The sequence below is a fragment of the Ruegeria sp. HKCCA0370 genome, from assembly GCF_013033705.1.
In the GTDB taxonomy this organism is placed as follows: Bacteria; Pseudomonadota; Alphaproteobacteria; order Rhodobacterales; family Rhodobacteraceae; genus Ruegeria.
Genome location: NZ_WQEP01000005.1, coordinates 70,003 through 88,884, shown reverse-complemented (window position 1 = coordinate 88,884; position 18,882 = coordinate 70,003). Strand labels below are relative to the sequence as shown.

The following is an 18,882-nucleotide window of genomic DNA, read 5'->3' as shown; positions in this document are numbered from 1 at the left end:
GAGACAAGGCATGGTTCGCGCCATCATGATTCAAGGGACCGGCAGCAATGTCGGAAAATCGGTTCTGGTGGCGGGGCTGGCGCGCGCCTACACGCGCCGGGGCCTTCGGGTCGCGCCGTTCAAACCACAAAACATGTCGAACAATGCAGCCGTCACCGAAAACGGTGGCGAAATTGGCCGCGCACAAGCCCTTCAGGCCCGCGCGGCAAAGCGGGCAACACACACGGACATGAACCCTATTCTGCTCAAACCCGAGACGGATACCGGCGCGCAGATTATCGTTCAGGGACAGCGCGCCGGCACGATGAAGGCCGGTGACTATCGCAAGGACAAATCCAAGCTACTGGGCGCAGCGCTGGAAAGCTTTGACAGGCTCTGCGCCGACGCTGATCTGGTTCTGATCGAGGGCGCTGGCAGCCCGGCTGAGACCAACCTGCGCAAAGGTGACATCGCCAATATGGGATTTGCCCAAGCAGCGGACATTCCTGTTGTTCTGGTCGGGGACATCCATCGTGGCGGGGTGATTGCGCAGATCGTTGGGACTCAGGCCGTTCTGGACGAAGGCGACGTGGCGCAGATCAGGGGTTTTGCCATCAACCGTTTCAAGGGCGACGTGTCCTTGTTTGATGAAGGCCGTGATGATATCTCGGCCCGAACAGGCTGGCCCTGCCTTGGGGTTGTGCCCTGGTTTCACGACGCCTGGAAACTGCCGGCCGAAGACATGATGGACATCCGTTCCCATACCGGCGGCGCGTGCAAGGTCGTTGTGCCCCAACTGGAGCGTATGGCCAATTTCGACGATCTCGATCCGTTGTCTGCCGAGCCCGGCGTGAGCGTCGAGGTCATTCCAGGCGGACGTCCCCTGCCCGGCGATGCGGATCTGGTTCTACTTCCCGGCAGCAAGTCCACGATCGGAGATCTGAGCTATTTTCGTGCACAGGGCTGGGATATCGACCTGTATGCACATGTTCGCCGCGGTGGACATGTCCTGGGGTTGTGCGGCGGCTATCAGATGCTGGGCAAGACCATTTCCGATCCTGATGGCGTGGACGGCCGGCCGGGCAAAGTTGATGGATTGGGGTTGCTGAACGTCGATACCGTAATGGTCGGGCAGAAACAGGTCATCCTGCGTTCCGCCCATGCCCTACCAGACCGAGAACCGGTCAGCGGATACGAAATCCACATGGGCCATACCGACGGCCCGGACCGCGCCCGCGCATGGCTTGAGGTCGAAGGCAGACCAGAAGGCGCCGCCAGCAGCAACGGCCGGGTCAAGGGCAGTTATCTGCACGGAATTTTCTCGTCAGACGCATTTCGTGCCCGCTATTTGTCAACGCTGGGCGTGACGTCGGACATTGCCTACGAAGATGGAGTAGAGCAGGCGCTGGATGATCTGGCCGATCATCTGGAGCGCCACATGAATCTTGACTTGATGCTGAGCCTGGCCCAGCCACCGCAGCGCGGCTGAATCTTATCCCAGATCTTTCGCGGTGAGCGCGCGCGCGATTTCCCGCCGAACCATTTTGCGCACGTTTCGCGTGATCCGCTCGCCCATCGCGCCTTGCAACTCCTGGCGGACAACTTCCGCGATCAGCTCACGCAATGTTTCTTCATCCAAATCCGTTGTCGAAACGTCTTCAACGACTTCAGTGGCACGATCGGATTCAGCCGGTCGTCCCGCCCGGATGAACTCTGCGTTTTGTATCGAAGCGGACTCGGGTTGAGGATCGTCCGTATCTTCCTGATCAGTCAGAACGACGGTCCTTGCGGCCGCAAACTCCTCTTCGACGTTCCACGGCAGGGAATGCGTCGGCGTGCCGGAATAGGCGTCTGCGCTGTCGCCATCCGGCTCCCATTGATCCTCGGTTTGCGCAATCGCCGCTTCCAGCGCTTCGATCTTGGCGCTCAGACTGATCGCGGGATCATCGGTTGAGCCGGTTTCCGCGGAATGTCCCTCGGTCGCGTCATCCGCAGTGTTGGCAGGATCACCTGCCCTAACGATGTCGCAGGCACGCAGCAGCATCGGCTTGGCCGAGTCGGCAACATCAGGAGACGGCTTGGCGGGCATGATCTCGGGCTGAGCGGGTTTGCTGATGCGCAGCGCGTCCGTCAGCACCAAACGCCCCGGCTTGCGCGTTGCACCCTGTTGATCCGAGGAGGATTTACCGCGACTGTCTTCACTGACCAGACGTTTGACCGAAGACAGAACGTCTTCGATCCCTGCTTTCACGACATTATCAGACATTGTTCTCTACCGCTCTATCGTTGGATCGAGTGTAGCCAAACAATCCGAGCCCTACAACAAATAGTATTGCCGGTTAGTCCCGACGCAACGCTTTGAGGACTCGATCCAGATCCTTGCTCTGTTTGCTGACACGCGCGGGGGCTTTCTTGACCAGATTATAGTACAAAGTCGGGTCATAGATCTGAACCGCCAGGCCAAGACGTTCTGCCGTCAAAAGGCCCTGCGCCTGCAACAGCTGATACGCTGCGCGGGATCGTTCCGTTCGCGACGCCACTTCGGCCAGCTGCGCGTCCAGCAAATCTTGCTGAGCATTCAGAACGTCCAAAGTGGTCCGGGCACCCAAGGTCGCTTCTTCCCTGATGCCATCAAATGCCACCTGCGATGCGCGAACCCGTTCGGTCGATGCCCTGAGGCTGGCACTGGCTGCCTGAAACGCTGCATACCGGTCCGTAACGCCCTGTGTGATATTCTTTTGTACGTTCAGAAGATTCGCACGAGACGCATCCCGGTTTGCCATAGCGCGCCGTACATTCGCGGCCAACCGGCCACCGGCGTAAATCGGCTGTGTAAAGTCCAGCGACACGGTCGCGTCATTCACATAGTCGTTGTTGTCATAGCTTTCACGCACACCCGCATCCGCGTTCAAACTGACATTCGGCCCAAGGTTGGCCCGCTGCTGCTGGACAATCAGATCAAAAGCGCGGACCTGATGCTGCGCCGACAGAATCGCCGGGTGGTTGCGTTGCGCGAGGCTGATCGCTTCTGCCTCACTTCGTGGCAGATTGGGCAGGCTGGGTTGACCGGCCGTCCTCCCTGGCGCTTTGCCGACCGCATTGACGTATTCAGCCTGCGCGATGCTCAGTTCACCACGAGCGACCGCCAGATCAGCTTGAGAACTTGCCAACTGCGCCTCGGAAAGCGCCACGTCCGTGCGCGTCACTTCGCCAACCTCGAAGCGATCATTCGATGCGCGAAGCTCTTCCGCCGAAACATCCACGTTGTTCTGGCGAATTGCGACTGTTTCTTCCTGTAGCAGCACGCCCAGGTAAGCATTTGCAGCGCGGATAAGCACCTGTTGCTCAATGTCGATTAAGGTTTGCCGGGTCGACAGAACCGTCTCCTGCGCCGATTGCTTGCCCAGAACCGAAGCGCCACCATCATACAGAAGCTGAGTTAGCCCCAGACCGGTGAAAAACCGGGACGGCTCGGTCGTTGTGACCACATTGTTGGTCCGAGACCGGGTATAATCCTGGCTGACCTGTACAGTCCAGTTGATGATTGGCCGCAATGCAGAAAGCGCGATTGCCACGTCTTCATCTGCCGCGCGCAGCAGCGCCCGGTTCTGCTCCAGCAAGCCGCTTGTATTATACGCGCCGATGAAGGCGTCTGTTATGTTGTCAGCCCACACCGGACGCCCTGGCATAACGCTGATGGCAAGTCCTGCGGTCACTGCGAATGCCCTGACCAGCTTGCCTGTCGCTGAACCACGCATACCGAAATCCTCTCAAACGAAATTACACTGCCCTGAAGGCAGTTTGCGGTCTTCTTTTCAACTAATCAAGGCGCCAGCAGAATCTATCGGCGAACTATAGCGAAAATGCACACTCCGCCGAAAAGCTCTCTAGTATCGGTGCACTGGCGTTGAACGCATCCCGCCAGCTGACCCGGCCTCCGGTCTTTCGACCGATCCGCACAGTTCCAAGATTGCCTTCAACAAACAGGCATGCAATCCGGCCATGTTCCTTGAGCTGATCCAACAGCGCGTCGGGAATCCGTTCAACACCGCCCTGCACCATGATCGCATCGTAAGGACCGTGCTCAGCCGCACCCTGATCCAAAGGACCGGCGTGGATAATGGCATTGTCCACATCGGCCTCAGCCAACAGGCTTTGCGCCTCGGACGCCAGCGAGTCGTCGCTTTCCACACCAACAACCAACTGGGCCATACGCGCGGCAACCGCAGTGGAATACCCCGTCGCCGGAGCGATATCGAGAATCATCTCGTCGTTCGAAATGTTGAGCGCATCCAGCATTTTAGCAAGCGTTCTCGGCTCGAGCATACAGCGCCCGTTGCCCAGATCGATCACACTGTCGGCATAGGCGGCCTCACGCTGTGCGTCAGGCACGAAGTTTTCGCGCGGGACGTTCAACATCGCCTCAATTATCGGGAACTTTGTAACATCCGAAGGCCGGATTTGCGTATCAACCATAGTGCGGCGCCGGGCAGCGAAATCTGTCATAGGATCTCTCGAGTCATTCCCAAAGTTACCCGGCTTTTGCCACATCCTGAAACGCCCAGCAACGGCCCTGTTGACGCAACCCCCCTACGCCCATGCGTTTGCGGTTGCGGGCTTCGGCAAATTTCAATCTCGTCGACAAAATTGCGCGCAATCCTCTGGACGCCCCTTGGGAAAGCTGCTAAAACCCCACGCACACCACGGCAAGTATTTGATTTTACTTGTAAAGGCGAGTTGGCGGAGTGGTGACGCAGCGGATTGCAAATCCGTGTACACCGGTTCGATTCCGGTACTCGCCTCCATTTTATTCTAAATCATTGACTTAGCCCTGTGGTGCTCGGGTGTGACACAAAGTGGGACACACCTACAATGATGCAGTCATCCTACCTAAGCCTTTCAAGACACGGCGTTTATTACTTCCGGTGGCCTATCCCTCCGTCCTCTGAGCAAAAGAGAACATCTGTAAGAATATCGCTGCGTACTCACTGCCCGCATAGGGCTGGTGATCTGGCGCGCTTTCTTGCATCTTGCGGTCGATTAATACCGGATCAAACTAACGTGCCCCGACTAAGACAAGACCAAATCCGATCAATGGTGCATCGGTACTTCAAGGCTTCGCTCGACAAGTATTTGGAACGGCTAAACGACAAAGGCTTTCCAGATGGATCAATCAGTGCGATGCAGCAAGAGATTGATATCCATGAAAACGCTGCAGAAGGCGAGGACCTACTGTCTGACCTTTATCTCGACAGAAATGCGTTTTGCAAAGCCTCTGAAATAAGCCCACAGGATTGGGAAGATAACGAGATGGATCTTCGCCGGGAGTGGCGAAAGGGGCGTAGAGATATGCTCAGGCGCGTTCTGGAGGTCGTAGAACGCCTTGAACACTATTCTTATAAAGACGCCCCAGCCGTTACTGTATCGCCGCCCGCCAAGACGCTCCCCGCCTCTTCGCCAATAGGCACGGCAATTGATGACTTTATCACGGAACATTCGCGTCAGTGGGCTGAAAAAACAATCGGTCAGAACCGCGCTTACTTGAACATCCTTATTGAGTACTTCGGGCCAGACAGGTTGCTGGGCACGATTACGAAGCAGGATGCGAACGAAGTTAAAAAGGTTCTGCAAGCCCTACCATCCAGTCGAAACACCAAGCCCGCACTTAAAAACATGCCTTTGATGGACGTCATCAAGCTGCCGGGTCAGAAGAAGATCGCCCCCAAAACGATCAATAGCCACATACAGATGTTCAAAGGGTTTTTTGATTGGGCCGAACGACACGGATACTCACCGCATAGCCTCTTCGACGGCATGAAGGTGGCAAAGGCCAAAAACAGCGCCACCGAGCGCAAACCCTTCAAGCCCGACCACGCCCGTACGATTTACAAAGAACTAACAGAAAACTCGTCTGGGCTGGTGCGCAAGGAATGCCACAAGTGGGGTATGCTGCTAGGAATGTTCACTGGTGCGCGCCTGAACGAGGTATGCCAACTAGAAACTGCTGATGTGCAGCAGGATTACGGTGTTTGGTATCTGAACATCACCGATGAAGGAGATGACAACAATAAACGCGTTAAGTCTGACGCAGGGAAACGCAAGGTACCCCTACACGCCGAATTGCTTCGCATGGGATTCTTGGATTTCGTGGAGAGTAGAAAGCCAGGCAAAAGACTTTTCCCTGAATACAGCTACAACGTGAATGGTGGCTATGGGCGCAACCTAGGCCGCTGGTGTAATGAGAGTTTCCTGAAAAAGTTGGGAATCAAGGAACCGGGTTTAGTGTTTCACAGCTTTCGCCACACTATCGTTACGCGACTAAGCCAAGCCGGAGTATCTGAGCCAATTGTTCAGTGCATAGTTGGCCACGCCCGATCTGGCGTAACGCAAGAGGTCTACAACAAGGAAGGGTACACTTTAACCCAACTGAAAGACGCAATCGACAGTTACCAGATTGAACAAAATATTTTGCATCTCGGATCCACTGCATCGTAAGTCGGCTTTTTGTGTTTAAGTGGCAAGGCCGAACCTTGCCGCTTTCAGTCCCCTATTGAAGTAAAAAGCACCAATTTTTTACCCCAGCCGACCAAAGGACAAGCCAAGCATGAGGCTTGCAATCCTGTAGCGAAAGCAGCTCAATCTGTCTTCTTTCCAAATTCTTCTCAATGTTATTTTCTACTTAGATTTGATGCGAACCCTCGTGTCCGAACGAATGATCGCCATTGCTAAATATACGCCAAATTGTTGCCTGCCAAACTTAGTCTGCCGTGCTTGACCTGCGCCGTTCAAAAGCATAGCAAAGCATTGATTTATATCCTTAAGCTTTTCTGCAGGTCATTCGTGAGTAACGCCTCAACTCAACTCAACCCCGACGCACCCATATCTAAAACTGATGAGGATAAATTTGCCTTCTCGCCATTTGCGGAGGGGTTAGCAGGAGTAGTAGCAGACTATGATCGTTCAAGTAGTTTTACGATTGGAATTTGCGGCCCTTGGGGATCAGGTAAAACTAGCCTAATCAACCTAACAAGAGACGCCTTAAAAGAAAAACTGCGGAATGGCGATCACAACGTCCACGCTGTAGTTTTGCCGTACTCACCTTGGCTCATTGGCAATAGGGATGCATTGTTGCGTGGATTGTTACCCGCAGTTGCAAACGGCATTCGTCGTAGCGTCCCTAGAAAGAAAAGAACCAGTGATCTCAATCGTGCTATCAAGACACTGGACTTGTACGGGCGGGCCATCAAAGGCGTTGAAATGGGTTTGACTGTGGGCGCAGCGACCGCCACCGCATTTGGGCTTGCGGTCGCTCCTTGGCTTGCGCCTGTGGTAGCCGCATTTTCAGGATTAGGGAAGATCCTTGGACTCGTTTCTGATAAGCCTGCCACTCTTGATGAGCTGCGTGATGCTGCGCAAAGGGCTCTAAGAAAAGCTAAAGTAAGGGTGTTAATTGTAATTGATGACCTTGACCGGCTTGATCCAACTGAAGTTGTCGAAATGGCGAGGCTTGTGCGCTCAACGCTTGATCTTCCACATGTTACGTTTTTGGTAGCATACGATAGACAACAGGTGGCTAATTCTGTCCGAACAGTATTGGGCGTAGACGGTGACGCCTACTTGGAGAAAATCGTCCAACTGCAAGTGAATGTACCCGCGTGCAACTCCTACGACCTTGCGCGTGCTCTGGCAGAAGAACTGCAATCTGTTTTCGGAGACCTTAGCGAAGAAGAGACCAATAGTGTGCGCTCTGCTATTTGGGCTGGAGCACGACAACTATTTCTCGACACGCCGCGAGATATAGCGCGTATCACAAACTCATTGAGCTTTGGGTGGTCCATGCTTCAAGGAAGCGTGGACGCCGGTGATCTACTTTTGGTCACTTGCCTACGTCTAAAGACTCCAGAACTGTACGAATGGTGCAGAAGGTATTGCGAGGAATACTTTGTAAACAGGCCTCAACGGATGTGGGGGGACGGGCCAACAGGTTTGTTCAGTCAACACCTTACTCAAGCTTGTGAAACTGCTGGGGTTGAACAGGATACTCTCTTGTCGGTCTTGGAGAACCTGCTACCAGGGATTTCAATGGTACCAACGCCTGACGATACTCCATCACTGTTCGGGGACCAAGAAGATGCAGATGCTGCTGTCAGAAACCGTAGACTGAGTAGCCCAGAACACTGGCGTAAGTACTTTGACCTGGTGGAAGGCAGGTACGGAATTACTGATCAAGGGTTTGCTACATTCATCGAAGACGCCAAAAACAATCCGCAAGTTGCGGTATCAACGTTTTTAGAGCACTCGCAAAGAACGGACCCATCGGGCACAAACTCGGGAGAGAGATTGCTGGACAGGCTACGTGCGGAAGCTCGCGGTGCTAGCTTAGATACTGAACAACGCATCGGTTTGATCTCGGTTTTGGCTAACTCAGCCGATGAATTGGATCGTAACCTTGGACCCGCCTCGTTCTTTGGGGCAACAGCTTATCAAATGGCCAGCTGGACATTGCGGCCTCTGTTGTGGCCGCTTAGTCCTGAACATCGCGAACTTGCATTGAGAAACGCTGCAAGTGACGGCACCTCAATTGGCTGGATCAGCTACGTGCTTAGAGGAGAGTTGTTTGACCATGGAATTATTGGTCGGGGACAGCGGGAAAGAGAACCAATGCTCGACGAGAATGCGTTGCGAACCGTGAATGGAATTCTTGTGGAGCGCATTCAAGACACCGCTGATCATGGCTCACTACTCGAACTGCACTCGTTGCCCAATTGTTTGCTCTTCTGGAGAGATGCCTCTGAAAACCCTGAATTGGTCAGAGCAAGAGTTAGTCACTCAGTATCTACTGACGCTGGCTTAGTGCTTTTCCTTCATGCGTTGAAGCAGATGGTGCGCTCGTCTGCGGGAGATTATTGGAAGATTGATCGGGACTTGGTTGCGGAATTCTATGACGTTGAGATGGCTATAGAACGTCTTAGACAAATTCAATCGGAGGAGAATGGAGAGTTGTCATCCAAAGCAACCGATGCCTTGGAGATGTTGCGAAGAGACCGAGACTAAACATTCGCCCCTACTTCGCTTATTCGAGTTCGGCTCAGTAAATGTCTCAGCATTTCTATAGATTCAAAATTTGCCGCATAGGCGGTTTGAAATCAACACTACACAACTTAGCCGAGCAGCACTCTACCTGCAAAATCGCACTTTTTCAGCATGCAGCATTCATTGCAACGTGGGTTTCTAGCTCTACATAGCCCCGCTGCAAAATCCAGAACAGCCCAGTTGACCCGAATTGGGTTGGCACACTTAACCAGCCAATGAGCGGCCTCTTGGAGCCATGGGTCGTGACGAATGTCCGCAAGCCGGCGAGGTCTCAAATATCTCTCCAAAACCCTTGCCATATTGACGTCTACCAACGGCCTAGGCTGACCGTGCTGGAAGAGTAGAATCGCGTTGCCCACGTATTGACCAACGGCTGGAACCTTAGCGAGTGCGCAGGGATTTGAAGGGAAATGACCGTCTTGCTCTGCGGCATAGGATGCCAACGCGCGAAGCGAACGTGCCCTTCTCCTCCACAAGCCAATTGGCTTCAGAACACACTCGAGCTCTTCTACCGGCGCTAGGGCAATGGCATTCCAACTCGGATATCGAGAGAAGAAATTTCGATACATGCCCGCCACGGTTTCAGCACGCGTCCGTTGTAATAGAACCTCTACACAGATTCTCTCGAATTCATTTGCATCAAGGGAGCGCCAAGGCAGGTCACGTCCGTTCTTGTCGAACCAACTCAATAAATTAACGCGAAGGTGTGAAATCCTTAACTTCTCAGACCTAGTTAATTTGCTCGATTTAGAGGATCTGACTAACGGCATTTTGGTTTTCTCGTATCCACATTCCTCTACGCCTAAAATACCTGCGCCTCGAACTTAACCAGCTTGGTCGATTGCCTAAATTCGATCACGTAGAATTGCCAATCAACCGACAGCTTCTTCCAATATCTGCCTAAAGTGAGCACTAACCGCCTCTGCTAGGCCGACAGGAACAGCGTTTCCAATTTGGGTATACTTCGGCACTTCCCGATCAAACACGCCCTCACGAGGATTCCCAGCGCGTCGTAGTCCTCCGGTAGTTCGCTTGCCACGGAACTGATACCAGTCCGGGAAAAGTTGCAGCCGCGCCCATTCCCGAACTGTTGGAACACGTGGTTGCGAGAAGTGAACGTAGTCATCCGGGAGCGATGTCGCAGTTATGGTCGGTTCACCATTTCCCCAGCTGGCAGGAAGCAACTTCTGTGCGAACTTCTTGGTCTTAAACTCCTCAGGAATCTCCCCGTTGTTTGCATGCATGGCAATGAACTTTGCGACTACGCGCCGATTATGCCGACTGTATTCCTGCTCCGTGAGTGCGAGCTTCTTCCCGCGCATCCATGATGGTTTGGCCCTAAGCCGGCGCTGAATGACTGTAAGCGGTTTCGGCGATGGGTAGACAAGCGACTCGAGCTTTCCACTCGGATACTCGCCGCTTCTCAGGAGCGCATCCACTTCAGGATCCACCAAATCGCCAAGCAAATCCTCTAGGTGAGGGAATGACATGGCACGTGGTGCCGGCAGAAACCCAGCTTCTACGGCATCTCCCTTGCGCAAAACATGCTCGCTTTTGAAAGTCGACGGTTCCAGAAAACTGCACGCTTCGAACACGTCTTTGCGTATTCCAACAACGAGAACTCTTGGCCGGTTCTGGGGAACACCGTAATCCTTTGCATGCACCAGCGACCAACGAACTTCGTAACCGGGGATTGCCTTGAAGCGTTTCAACACGTCAGGGAAAATTAGCTCACCACCCGACTTCGTCCACTTGGCATGTAGTAGCCCTCGAACATTTTCAAACAGGAAAATGCGAGGTCGCAGCTCCTCTATGACATTTGCCATTTGTTCGTAGAGCTGGTTTGACGGGAGCTCTTTTTTGTCAACGTCGTATGACCTGCGTATACCGATTCCAGAGAAACCTTGGCAGGGCGGTCCACCAGCTAACACGTCGATGTTGCTACCGCCACCTTTAGACCAAGACCTAGCGCGTTCTTTCGAATACCCGAGCTCAGGAAGCGCCGCCAAGTCTGCCTCCAGTTTACGAAGCCGGTTGCCCACCAGCTCGTGAGCATCCTGGCAATGCAGGTCTTCGTTTTCAGCGAAACGCATACCGCCTAGGCTATGGTGACGGTTCGCCAAGTAAGTCGCCCGGGCATCATCGTTGAGCTCGTTTACGAACACTGGGGTAAAACCCGAGTTCTCAAATCCAAGCGACAGACCACCACAACCGGCAAATAGGTCTACCACCGATAGCAGGCGATCTCCACCGCCTTTGCGCTTCGGGTTGTCGGCGTCATCGACCGCGACACCTTGGAAAGAGTTATTGTCTCGTAAGTTGTTCACGTTTTCCTCTAGATCCCGGTCGATTCCCTGGCCTCTGACCATATATGCCTCAGCCGTGCAATCAAACTACCAATTGTTGTGCTAGCGGTCCAGGCCTGAGAGCCACCATCAAGACAAAATTCTCAAGGGTAAGCCGGTATTTTCGCCAAGACTACACTCCACCTCTTAAAAAATTTGCTTACGGACTTCGTGAAAGCCTCTATATCCTCAGTAGATCAAGGCTAGGCGAAGAAGGAAACAGCGCTTCCACGTTGCTTGGCTTGATCTTAAACAACGGGCCTTTCTCAACAGTCTTCCCGCCCCGGTCGCTGATTAGGTGATCGACCGTAACGGTTCCTGTCTCAAGCAACCGGCCCAGTTCCCTTACTCGTGGCCGAGCCGTGAACGTCACATACCGATAGTGAAAATAGTCCTTGCCAACTTGTTTGCTGGGAACCGCGACGATCCATGCCGATGCTGGCTGCTTTTGGATCAAGCGTTGCTCGAGATCCGACATGTTCCAAGCAACGAGGTCTCGCGCTCCCGTTTCCGGCAAGATTTGCTTCTCGCGTAGCCAACCGTTGGCATAATCAACCTCGAGAAACAGGCCTTGGCTGTTCGGAAGCCTTGCACGTACCGTGCAATTCAAGCGGCGCTCCCCGTCTCGATCATATCCGCACTTATCAAGTAGTTCTCGGGTGCTCTTGCAAGAACTGATGTCCCAATCAGGGACCTTTGCAAATAGGTTAACCCGGTTCAAATCCTTGGCCTTGCTACCCCGCCTAGCGGTTATTACGACTCCCTTGTACTGGGCCTTTGAAAGCGATGTCATCGGCACGTCGAGATGGTGAAGCAAGGTCATTCCCACGCTCGTGTCGCCATGGCCCATCGCTTCCACGGGCCCCTTGCCTGCCAAGGTCTTCAGTTTTTGGAGCAACTCCTGCGCTTCGGGCTCGAGAGATTGAATATCTTGCATTAAAAGTCCTCTCCACCCGGGAAGCGCAAACGAGCACCGTCTTCGGCGTCCTCGACGTCCGCGACATCCGCGAGGTACTTGTTAAAGAATTCCGCGGGTTCATCGTTGTCGAACTTCACGATTTCGCCGTCTCGGTACCGCACGATCTCTATGCCCGAACCTTTTTCCTCGGCATCGCGGTTCATCGACAAGCCAGCCGCAAGTCGCCGAATGTCAGCAACGAAATCGAGTACGAGAACCCGGTCCTTTTTATCGTTCACCCTCAGGCCGCGGCCGAGTTGCTGTAGGAAAATACGCCGACTGTGGGTTACCCGCATGAAGGATACCAAGTTGACATCCGGCACGTCGATGCCTTCGTTGAGCATCTCGATCGAGATCAGCAAGTCGATCTCGCCCATGCGGAACGCCGAAAGGTTCTTGAACCTTTGTTCACGTGGCAACCTGCTATGCATCAGCGCGGCTCTCACCCCTTGCGCCGAGAATAGTGGCCTAAGTCGCTCTGCGTGCTCAATGGACCGGCAAAAAGCCAAGGCGCGCGGGTCGGACATTTCAGCCATTTTCTCGCAAATGGTCTTGACCATCGCGAGGTCGCGCTCCGGAACAAGCAGTTTTTGGTTGAGGTCCTTTATAGTGAAACCTTGCCGAGATGCCCGGGACACTTCTTCCCAGTTAATACCGTCGGTGAGCATCCGGTAGTCGACGTCCGCCAGGAACCCGCGCTGCATGCCATCAACGATGTCCATGGAGAACGCCGGGTCGCCGAAAAGCTCGGTGATATCCCTGTCATCTCCGCGCCAAGGGGTCGCTGTCAGGCCGACGAGGAAGTTTGGTTCCAGCTGTGCAATTAGACTGCTAAAGCTCTCGGAAGGTGCGTGGTGAGCCTCGTCTACGATCACCAGGCCGAACCTACCTGCTAGGTCATCCCCTCGATTGATCGCCGAGCTAACGGATTGCCAAGTGGCGAATACGACGCCGCCCGGGTATGCGGGTCGTTCGCCGTCCGTCCAAAGGTGCGTGGAACACTCCTTGGGCAGCTGCGCCCAACTCGAGACTTCCAATTGCTTAACCAGGTCACTCATGTGGGCCATTACCAAGACTTCTTGCCTTGGGTTCCTGGCGAATTCCTGAGCGATAAGCTGGTTGGCAACCATGGACTTTCCTAGCCCCGTTGCCATCAACACGAGCGCGCGGCTGTCGCCCCGTCCCCTCTTAGCCTCTACCGCGTTGATCGCCTCGTGCTGGTAGTCCCTCGGCTCGCGCCTCTCCATCGAAACCGATGGCAGTTGATCGTAGAATTGCAGCAGGTGGTTTCCATTCCAGGCACGCAGGTCGATGCCGGCGTTTTCCTGCGCTTTGATGAAGTCGTAGGCGCCCGGGTAGAATTCCTGGTTTGTCGCTGCGACCGCAGTGACCGCGTCGTACTTCCCGAGGGCCCACGCGGCTTCTTTTGCGCCTGCCTCGTCGACACTTCCGTGCGTGCGGTATTTCGCTTGGAATACCCACCTTTGCCCCTCCATGACACCCACGACGTCTGCGCCGTGGTCACCCGAACCGCCGACGAGGGCAACGTCCTCGAAGCCGGCGTGCTTGGCAAGTCGCGCAATCATGCGCTCGAATGCCTGCCATGGCCCGTAGGCCAACCTTTCAACGCTTACGAACCCGGGCATCTACGCCTTCCAGGACTCGAGCAGCTTGAGCGAAGCGAGCGCGCGCGCGAATCTCAAGCGCCAATCTAGGTCCTTGTTCAAGGCGGATGCCCCTTCGTCCACCAGCCAGGTCGCGTCGTTTAGGCCCTCGATGACTTGCAGCACGGAGTCTTCTCTTTGGTCCGGCGAGAGGTGTTCGTAAGGCCGGTCAAAAAACGCGCCATCCATGACGAGCTTCGGCCATCCTCTAACCAGCTCGGCTAGGTAGTCCTCGGAAACGAAGCGGGCGAACTCGCCCTTGCGGACAAGTTCCTCGACCTCGCCAGGCGAAAGGGAGGCAGACTTGTATGCGGACCGCTTTATGCTTTCTAGCTCGTGCTGTGACAATTGACCCGGTTCGATGGGCGCAGCGTTGGGAAGCTTCTCGTCCAAGAAGAGCTTCAACCCTTCAAGGAGGTTGGACGCGACACTAGCAGCACGCGACACGTCACCCGCCTCTTCGGGGAAGTATTTTTCACGCAACATTCGGCTTACCCGCGAAACGGGAAAGTTTCTCGGCGTTTCGGCGGACAAGGTAAGAAAGTGATGGGCCAAGTCGACCAAGAGGTAATCAGCCGGTGTAACCACGCTTTCTTCGAAGTAGGGGGATGACCCGTTGTAATCGAAGCGGAAAGTGTACCCGTCCGGCTTCACGCGGAAAGGCTGGCCATCGAGGTCAGCCTTGTGGCGAAAGGCCGAAACCTTGACGACGACATCACCGGGCAATTCAGAAAGCTCGTAACTCTGGGAGAGCGATAGGTCTAGTTCAGGTTTAGCCGTGCTTGGCTGCTTGCCGTTTACCGGTGCATCCCCACGTGCCTGTGGATCGGGCTTTACGCCCGAATCGTCGATGTCGGTGGTTGTCTTTTTCCCGGCAATCGGGAACTTGCCGGCAAACTTGTCGGCACCGCTTCCACCGCCTCGCTTGGCCCTTTCCGCTTGCTCGACGAGTTCGTACCACTTGTCGTCTTCCTGGTAGTCGGGATCACCCTCGTAGAACTTGTCCACGTACTCCTTGATGAGGCCTGAGTTTAGCCCGGTTCCCTCGGCCGTTCCCGGTACAAGAGCCGCGAGGCCTGCAGTGCTTTTTCGATAACCCGTGAACAGGCGCGCCATGGGGCTATCGTTCTTGGCCATGCCCATGCGGGTCGCGACTTGAGGCTGCATGGGCGATGTCCCGCGGACGAGCTCCACAACTTTTTTCCACTCGGGATCGAGCTTGTCGAATGAATCTTTCTGGTGCGATACGCGAACGAAATCGATCTCGAGTTCACCAACGATACGACCACCCCAGTGGATGGCGTCGATCGGGTACTCCAAGAAAGAGTCCCCGTCGACACCGCGAAAAGTGAAAAAGGACTTGTCCAGTTCCTCGATCACACGCCCGTTTCGTATCAGGTCGATCCCGAAATTTTCCTTGTCGAAGTACCGCTGGATCCCGAGCCACCCTTTCAAGCGCCTAGTCCTCTTTACGACGTTCTCATCGTGTCCACAGGCCGAGCACACGTCCTCGTTCTCGAGTAGCCACACCCAGCAAGTCGAGCAGAATTTCCGGGAGTCGAGCGTCTTGTCGATCTCGACCCTGGCCGGGACCCTACCAAAAGCTTGTGTTTCAACCGACCTCGTCTCGCTCCAGACGCAATGCTTCATGGGCTTCACGACGTCACCATCGTAGTTCAGCTTAATATCAAGCCGCTGCATGACGCGCCCGTAGATCTTGCCGAGCCGGTCGCGGGTTCTTTTCTTTCCGATACCCCAGATGAGCGGGCGGACCCGGTCTGCCTCGAGCCTCGAGATCTTGATCTCGGTACCGTGAACACCGTCCGCCATCTCCTTCTCGGACTTGGCTCGCGTTTGCACCGGGGCAATAAATGTCTTTTGCTTTTCCAAGAGGTCAAAGTCTATGACGAGACCAATCCACTCGGGATCTTCCGGCCGCGTCGTCCAGACCTCTGTTCGCCTGCCCATCCGTGCCGTTGAAATGTTGAAGCCCATCCCGAACAGGCCCATTTTCTCGACCGGGTCGTTTCCCGAGTACCCTGCCCTTACGGCGTCCTGCAGTGTTTCAAGCGACATGCCGATGCCGTTATCGAGCACGGAGATTTCCCCGTTACCGGCCTTTAGCTCGGTATCGCTGGGCAGACGGATCCAAATCCGCGGGTCAGTGGCGGGCTTGCCATCGCGGGACTGGTCGATAAACGCGTCAATTGAGTTGTCGACGAGTTCTGCCAGGCACTGCCAAGGAGCGAAGTCAATTTGACCCAACATCCTGAGAACCCTCGGTGACGGCGTGATATCGACTGTTGTCATTGACTGCTCCCCTCGTGGCGTGTTTTCAATTTCTTAACTTGGCGCCTAGTGGAATTCTAGGCCGCCCAATCATTTTATGGTTGCGCCCAATTCCCAGCTGTACGGGCTTCATGTGATAGGCTTCTCCATACGGGCAAACTACCCGGGAAATTAGGTAGCGCTCGCAAACACGACAATTTGCGCGAGATGTACAAAGGCTTCTTATTCGCCCCGGTAATGGTTGAGTATCAGTTGGAAAGGGAAGCTGCACTCATCCCGATTTTATCGCGGAAGCTTTTACTGTCACTTCTGGGAGTTGATCATACTGGTTGTAAAACTTTTCTTTCATGACAGAAACGAGCTCGTCCAGTAGATGCGCCTGCACGATAAAAGCATCATGAATAGGCAGTATCGAATGCCCTTGTTGGACAAAGTGTAGCATGACACTCTCTGCCAGATCACTTTCTTCGCGTTGCAGCTTTAAGCCCGCATTTTGGCCAATCAATTCCCCGACCATTGGGTAGGCATCCAGAACGGCTTGCCGGAATTCGATAGCAGTCATTCCATGCTTGCGTTCATCAAATCCTCTAGGCTCGGCGATGTGTTTGGTCGGGGCATTAAGTAGAGCAGCCAATGTGGACTTGGCATGATCACGAAGTATGTCACTGGCAGCAACACCCTTTATTGCTGAGTATGGGTCCGCGGGTATAGTGGCATTTGCCTTTGCCAATAGTACTGCAGGATTAAAGCCTCTGTAGTCGACTTCTACAGTTTCCTCACCATTGATCCTCACCGTACGCCTCACATGTTTGCGCACGTACTGCCACCATCCTCCATGGAACCTACCACCCTGTTCAAACTTGCCGTTGTTGAAGATGCGGCGCATGTATTTTGCATTCTCTGAAAACGCTAGGTCCGCGTAATCCTCGCTCACGTCTTTGTACCCCAAAGGCTTTATTGAGGTAATGTCGGCCTGCCCATTCACCTCATTGATCAAGTGAAGTGCCGCCCTCATGGCATGGGTCTGTCTGGTGTCAGGATACTTTATGGGTTGCTTTTCGCTATCCCTTAGTATCAGCACCTCATCTGGCTCTGCAGTTTTGAAGGCACTTATGGTCAACTGTTCTGTGTACAGTGCCTGTATCGACTTTGAAGTCATTGCAAAACGGGTGAGCTGTGCATTGTCCCCGTATTGGTATCCATCCGCGGTGATGCAAATAAGGTCTGTACTCAACAGCCAATCAAGTGCCATGCGGAAGCGATGGGCAGTCATGTATGCCGGTCTGTACCTGCTCTCACGATCAAGGCGCTGCTTCTGCCGTCCTATTCCTACGGACATTCCGCACTTTTTTACATGGGCCCGCAACACATTGACAAGCACAGTCCCTGCGCAGTCACTGAACTTTTGCTGTTCTCGTTGATTGCGTTTACGCGCATAGCTTGCTTGCCACTGCGCGCAAAGCCAATCTAGCGTGGTATCCAATCTACCTTGCGCTTGCTCATTGTTAAGTTGCAGATACGGCTCGAAAGCCCAAGACTGCGCCGCACCTTGATCGGGTAGGTTAGCCTCTTCTATAGCTTGCCTGATGTGCCTCAGAAACTCTTGGCTCCGGTCTTGGTTCATTACAAAAATCCGACATATTTTTGCGCGCACCTATCTATCTTCTTTGTCGAACCCACTTCCCCCATACCCCTCACTTCTGACCGTGTTGTTTGCTTGGCTCCTTAGCCGGGCCTCTGGGAAGTATCTAGCCCATCAGACTTTGACACTAGAGGTTAGCACCTTTTGCCATCTCTTTTTGGGCGTTGACAATACCCGCACCAATCTCCAGCTTGTGTGACACAAAGTGAGACACACAAGCCAACCTCGCTCCCGGTAACTTTGGGTATTCAATGGCTTAGAAAAACGGTAGCGGGTCCGGTACTCGCCTCCAGTACCTCCAATGACTTGCGGTACTTTTTCCCTCCTCGAGGTTCAATATCCAACCAACTATTGGATTTTTCGTGTTGCGATCTGGTTCTGTTCCATCCGACTGCGAGCATTCTTGGCATATGCCGCCAGCTTGCGTTCAGGCAACACCTCGCCGTACTTCCTTGGCAATTTCATCTCGAAATGTTCAGAATTGGTGACCTGAACCATTGTTCCGGCCCTTTCAGATGTATACCATTCTTGTAGTCAGATTGCGATCAGGGACGGCCAAGCAGGCCCTTTAAGCGGTTCAGGCAGCGGCAGAATGGTGCCGCAAACAAAGCTGTCGGATTGTCTGTCGTCCATGGCTGGAATTGACCTGCCATTACCTGTGCTGCTTCGACTTGGTTGGAACGGCATCGCACCCGCTCGAAACGTGCAGGCTGCCTCATGCAATTTGTCCAATCCTTCTTTCTGACGTGTTCGTCAAACGGGGTTCCCGAAAGCATTGCTCAAACAACAGCCCTTGAGCAATATTATGTCTCACCATCGCCGAAAAACGAAACTTCATGACAACTCGGGAAGGATGAACTAGGACTCTAACAAAGAAAAAGTTCTGGACGTATTGTGGAACACATTGCCTTT

General features: G+C 54.0%; 12 protein-coding genes and 1 tRNA gene. 4 read left to right on the top strand and 9 right to left on the bottom strand.

What is annotated here, in order from left to right; genetic code table 11:
• Window positions 1-10 precede the first annotated feature (10 nt).
• Entirely contained in the window at window positions 11-1,468 is a 1,458-nt protein-coding gene (locus GOW31_RS12265; RefSeq protein ID WP_171170418.1) for a cobyric acid synthase, read from the top strand.
• Window positions 1,469-1,471: 3 nt separating this feature from the next.
• On the opposite strand, the gene GOW31_RS12260 is transcribed toward GOW31_RS12265, so the two are convergent.
• From GOW31_RS12260 to GOW31_RS12250, 3 genes are all read right to left on the bottom strand, one after another.
• Window positions 1,472-2,245, bottom strand: a complete 774-nt coding sequence (locus GOW31_RS12260) for a hypothetical protein (RefSeq protein ID WP_171170417.1) — start codon at window positions 2,243-2,245, stop codon at window positions 1,472-1,474.
• Window positions 2,246-2,318: 73 nt separating this feature from the next.
• Window positions 2,319-3,737 carry a TolC family outer membrane protein gene (locus GOW31_RS12255; RefSeq protein WP_171170416.1) on the bottom strand — a complete coding sequence of 473 codons (1,419 nt, stop codon included), beginning with the start codon at window positions 3,735-3,737 and terminating at the stop codon, window positions 2,319-2,321.
• A 94-nt stretch (window positions 3,738-3,831) separates the two neighbouring features.
• Window positions 3,832-4,485 (bottom strand): protein-L-isoaspartate O-methyltransferase, encoded by a 654-nt coding sequence (locus GOW31_RS12250; RefSeq protein ID WP_171170415.1) that lies wholly within the window; start codon window positions 4,483-4,485, stop codon window positions 3,832-3,834.
• A gap of 225 nt (window positions 4,486-4,710) precedes the next feature.
• On the opposite strand from GOW31_RS12250, the gene GOW31_RS12245 reads away from it, so the two are divergent.
• From GOW31_RS12245 to GOW31_RS12235, 3 genes are all read left to right on the top strand, one after another.
• Window positions 4,711-4,784, top strand: a tRNA-Cys gene (locus GOW31_RS12245).
• 289 nt (window positions 4,785-5,073) lie between these two features.
• A complete protein-coding gene (locus tag GOW31_RS12240; RefSeq protein WP_254441711.1) occupies window positions 5,074-6,474 on the top strand; it encodes a site-specific integrase in 1,401 nt (466 codons plus the stop codon).
• Window positions 6,475-6,819: 345 nt separating this feature from the next.
• Window positions 6,820-9,033 carry a P-loop NTPase fold protein gene (locus tag GOW31_RS12235; RefSeq protein ID WP_171170412.1) on the top strand — a complete coding sequence of 738 codons (2,214 nt, stop codon included), beginning with the start codon at window positions 6,820-6,822 and terminating at the stop codon, window positions 9,031-9,033.
• Between the two features lie 107 nt (window positions 9,034-9,140).
• Here GOW31_RS12235 and GOW31_RS12230 read toward each other — a convergent pair whose 3' ends face one another.
• The 6 genes from GOW31_RS12230 to GOW31_RS12205 form a co-directional block, all read right to left on the bottom strand.
• Entirely contained in the window at window positions 9,141-9,842 is a 702-nt protein-coding gene (locus GOW31_RS12230) for a hypothetical protein (protein WP_171170410.1), read from the bottom strand.
• Between the two features lie 102 nt (window positions 9,843-9,944).
• Window positions 9,945-11,441: a DNA cytosine methyltransferase gene (locus tag GOW31_RS12225; RefSeq protein ID WP_171170408.1), complete on the bottom strand. Its 1,497-nt coding sequence runs from the start codon at window positions 11,439-11,441 to the stop codon at window positions 9,945-9,947.
• A gap of 157 nt (window positions 11,442-11,598) precedes the next feature.
• A complete protein-coding gene (locus GOW31_RS12220) occupies window positions 11,599-12,354 on the bottom strand; it encodes an MvaI/BcnI family restriction endonuclease (RefSeq protein WP_171170406.1) in 756 nt (251 codons plus the stop codon).
• Window positions 12,354-14,021 (bottom strand): DEAD/DEAH box helicase family protein, encoded by a 1,668-nt coding sequence (locus GOW31_RS12215; RefSeq protein ID WP_171170404.1) that lies wholly within the window; start codon window positions 14,019-14,021, stop codon window positions 12,354-12,356. Before GOW31_RS12215 ends, GOW31_RS12220 begins: the two co-directional genes overlap by 1 nt.
• Entirely contained in the window at window positions 14,022-16,349 is a 2,328-nt protein-coding gene (locus GOW31_RS12210; protein WP_171170402.1) for an ATP-binding protein, read from the bottom strand.
• 250 nt (window positions 16,350-16,599) lie between these two features.
• Complete coding sequence (locus GOW31_RS12205) at window positions 16,600-17,952, bottom strand: hypothetical protein (RefSeq protein ID WP_171170400.1); 1,353 nt, start codon at window positions 17,950-17,952, stop codon at window positions 16,600-16,602.
• Window positions 17,953-18,882: the final 930 nt, after the last annotated feature.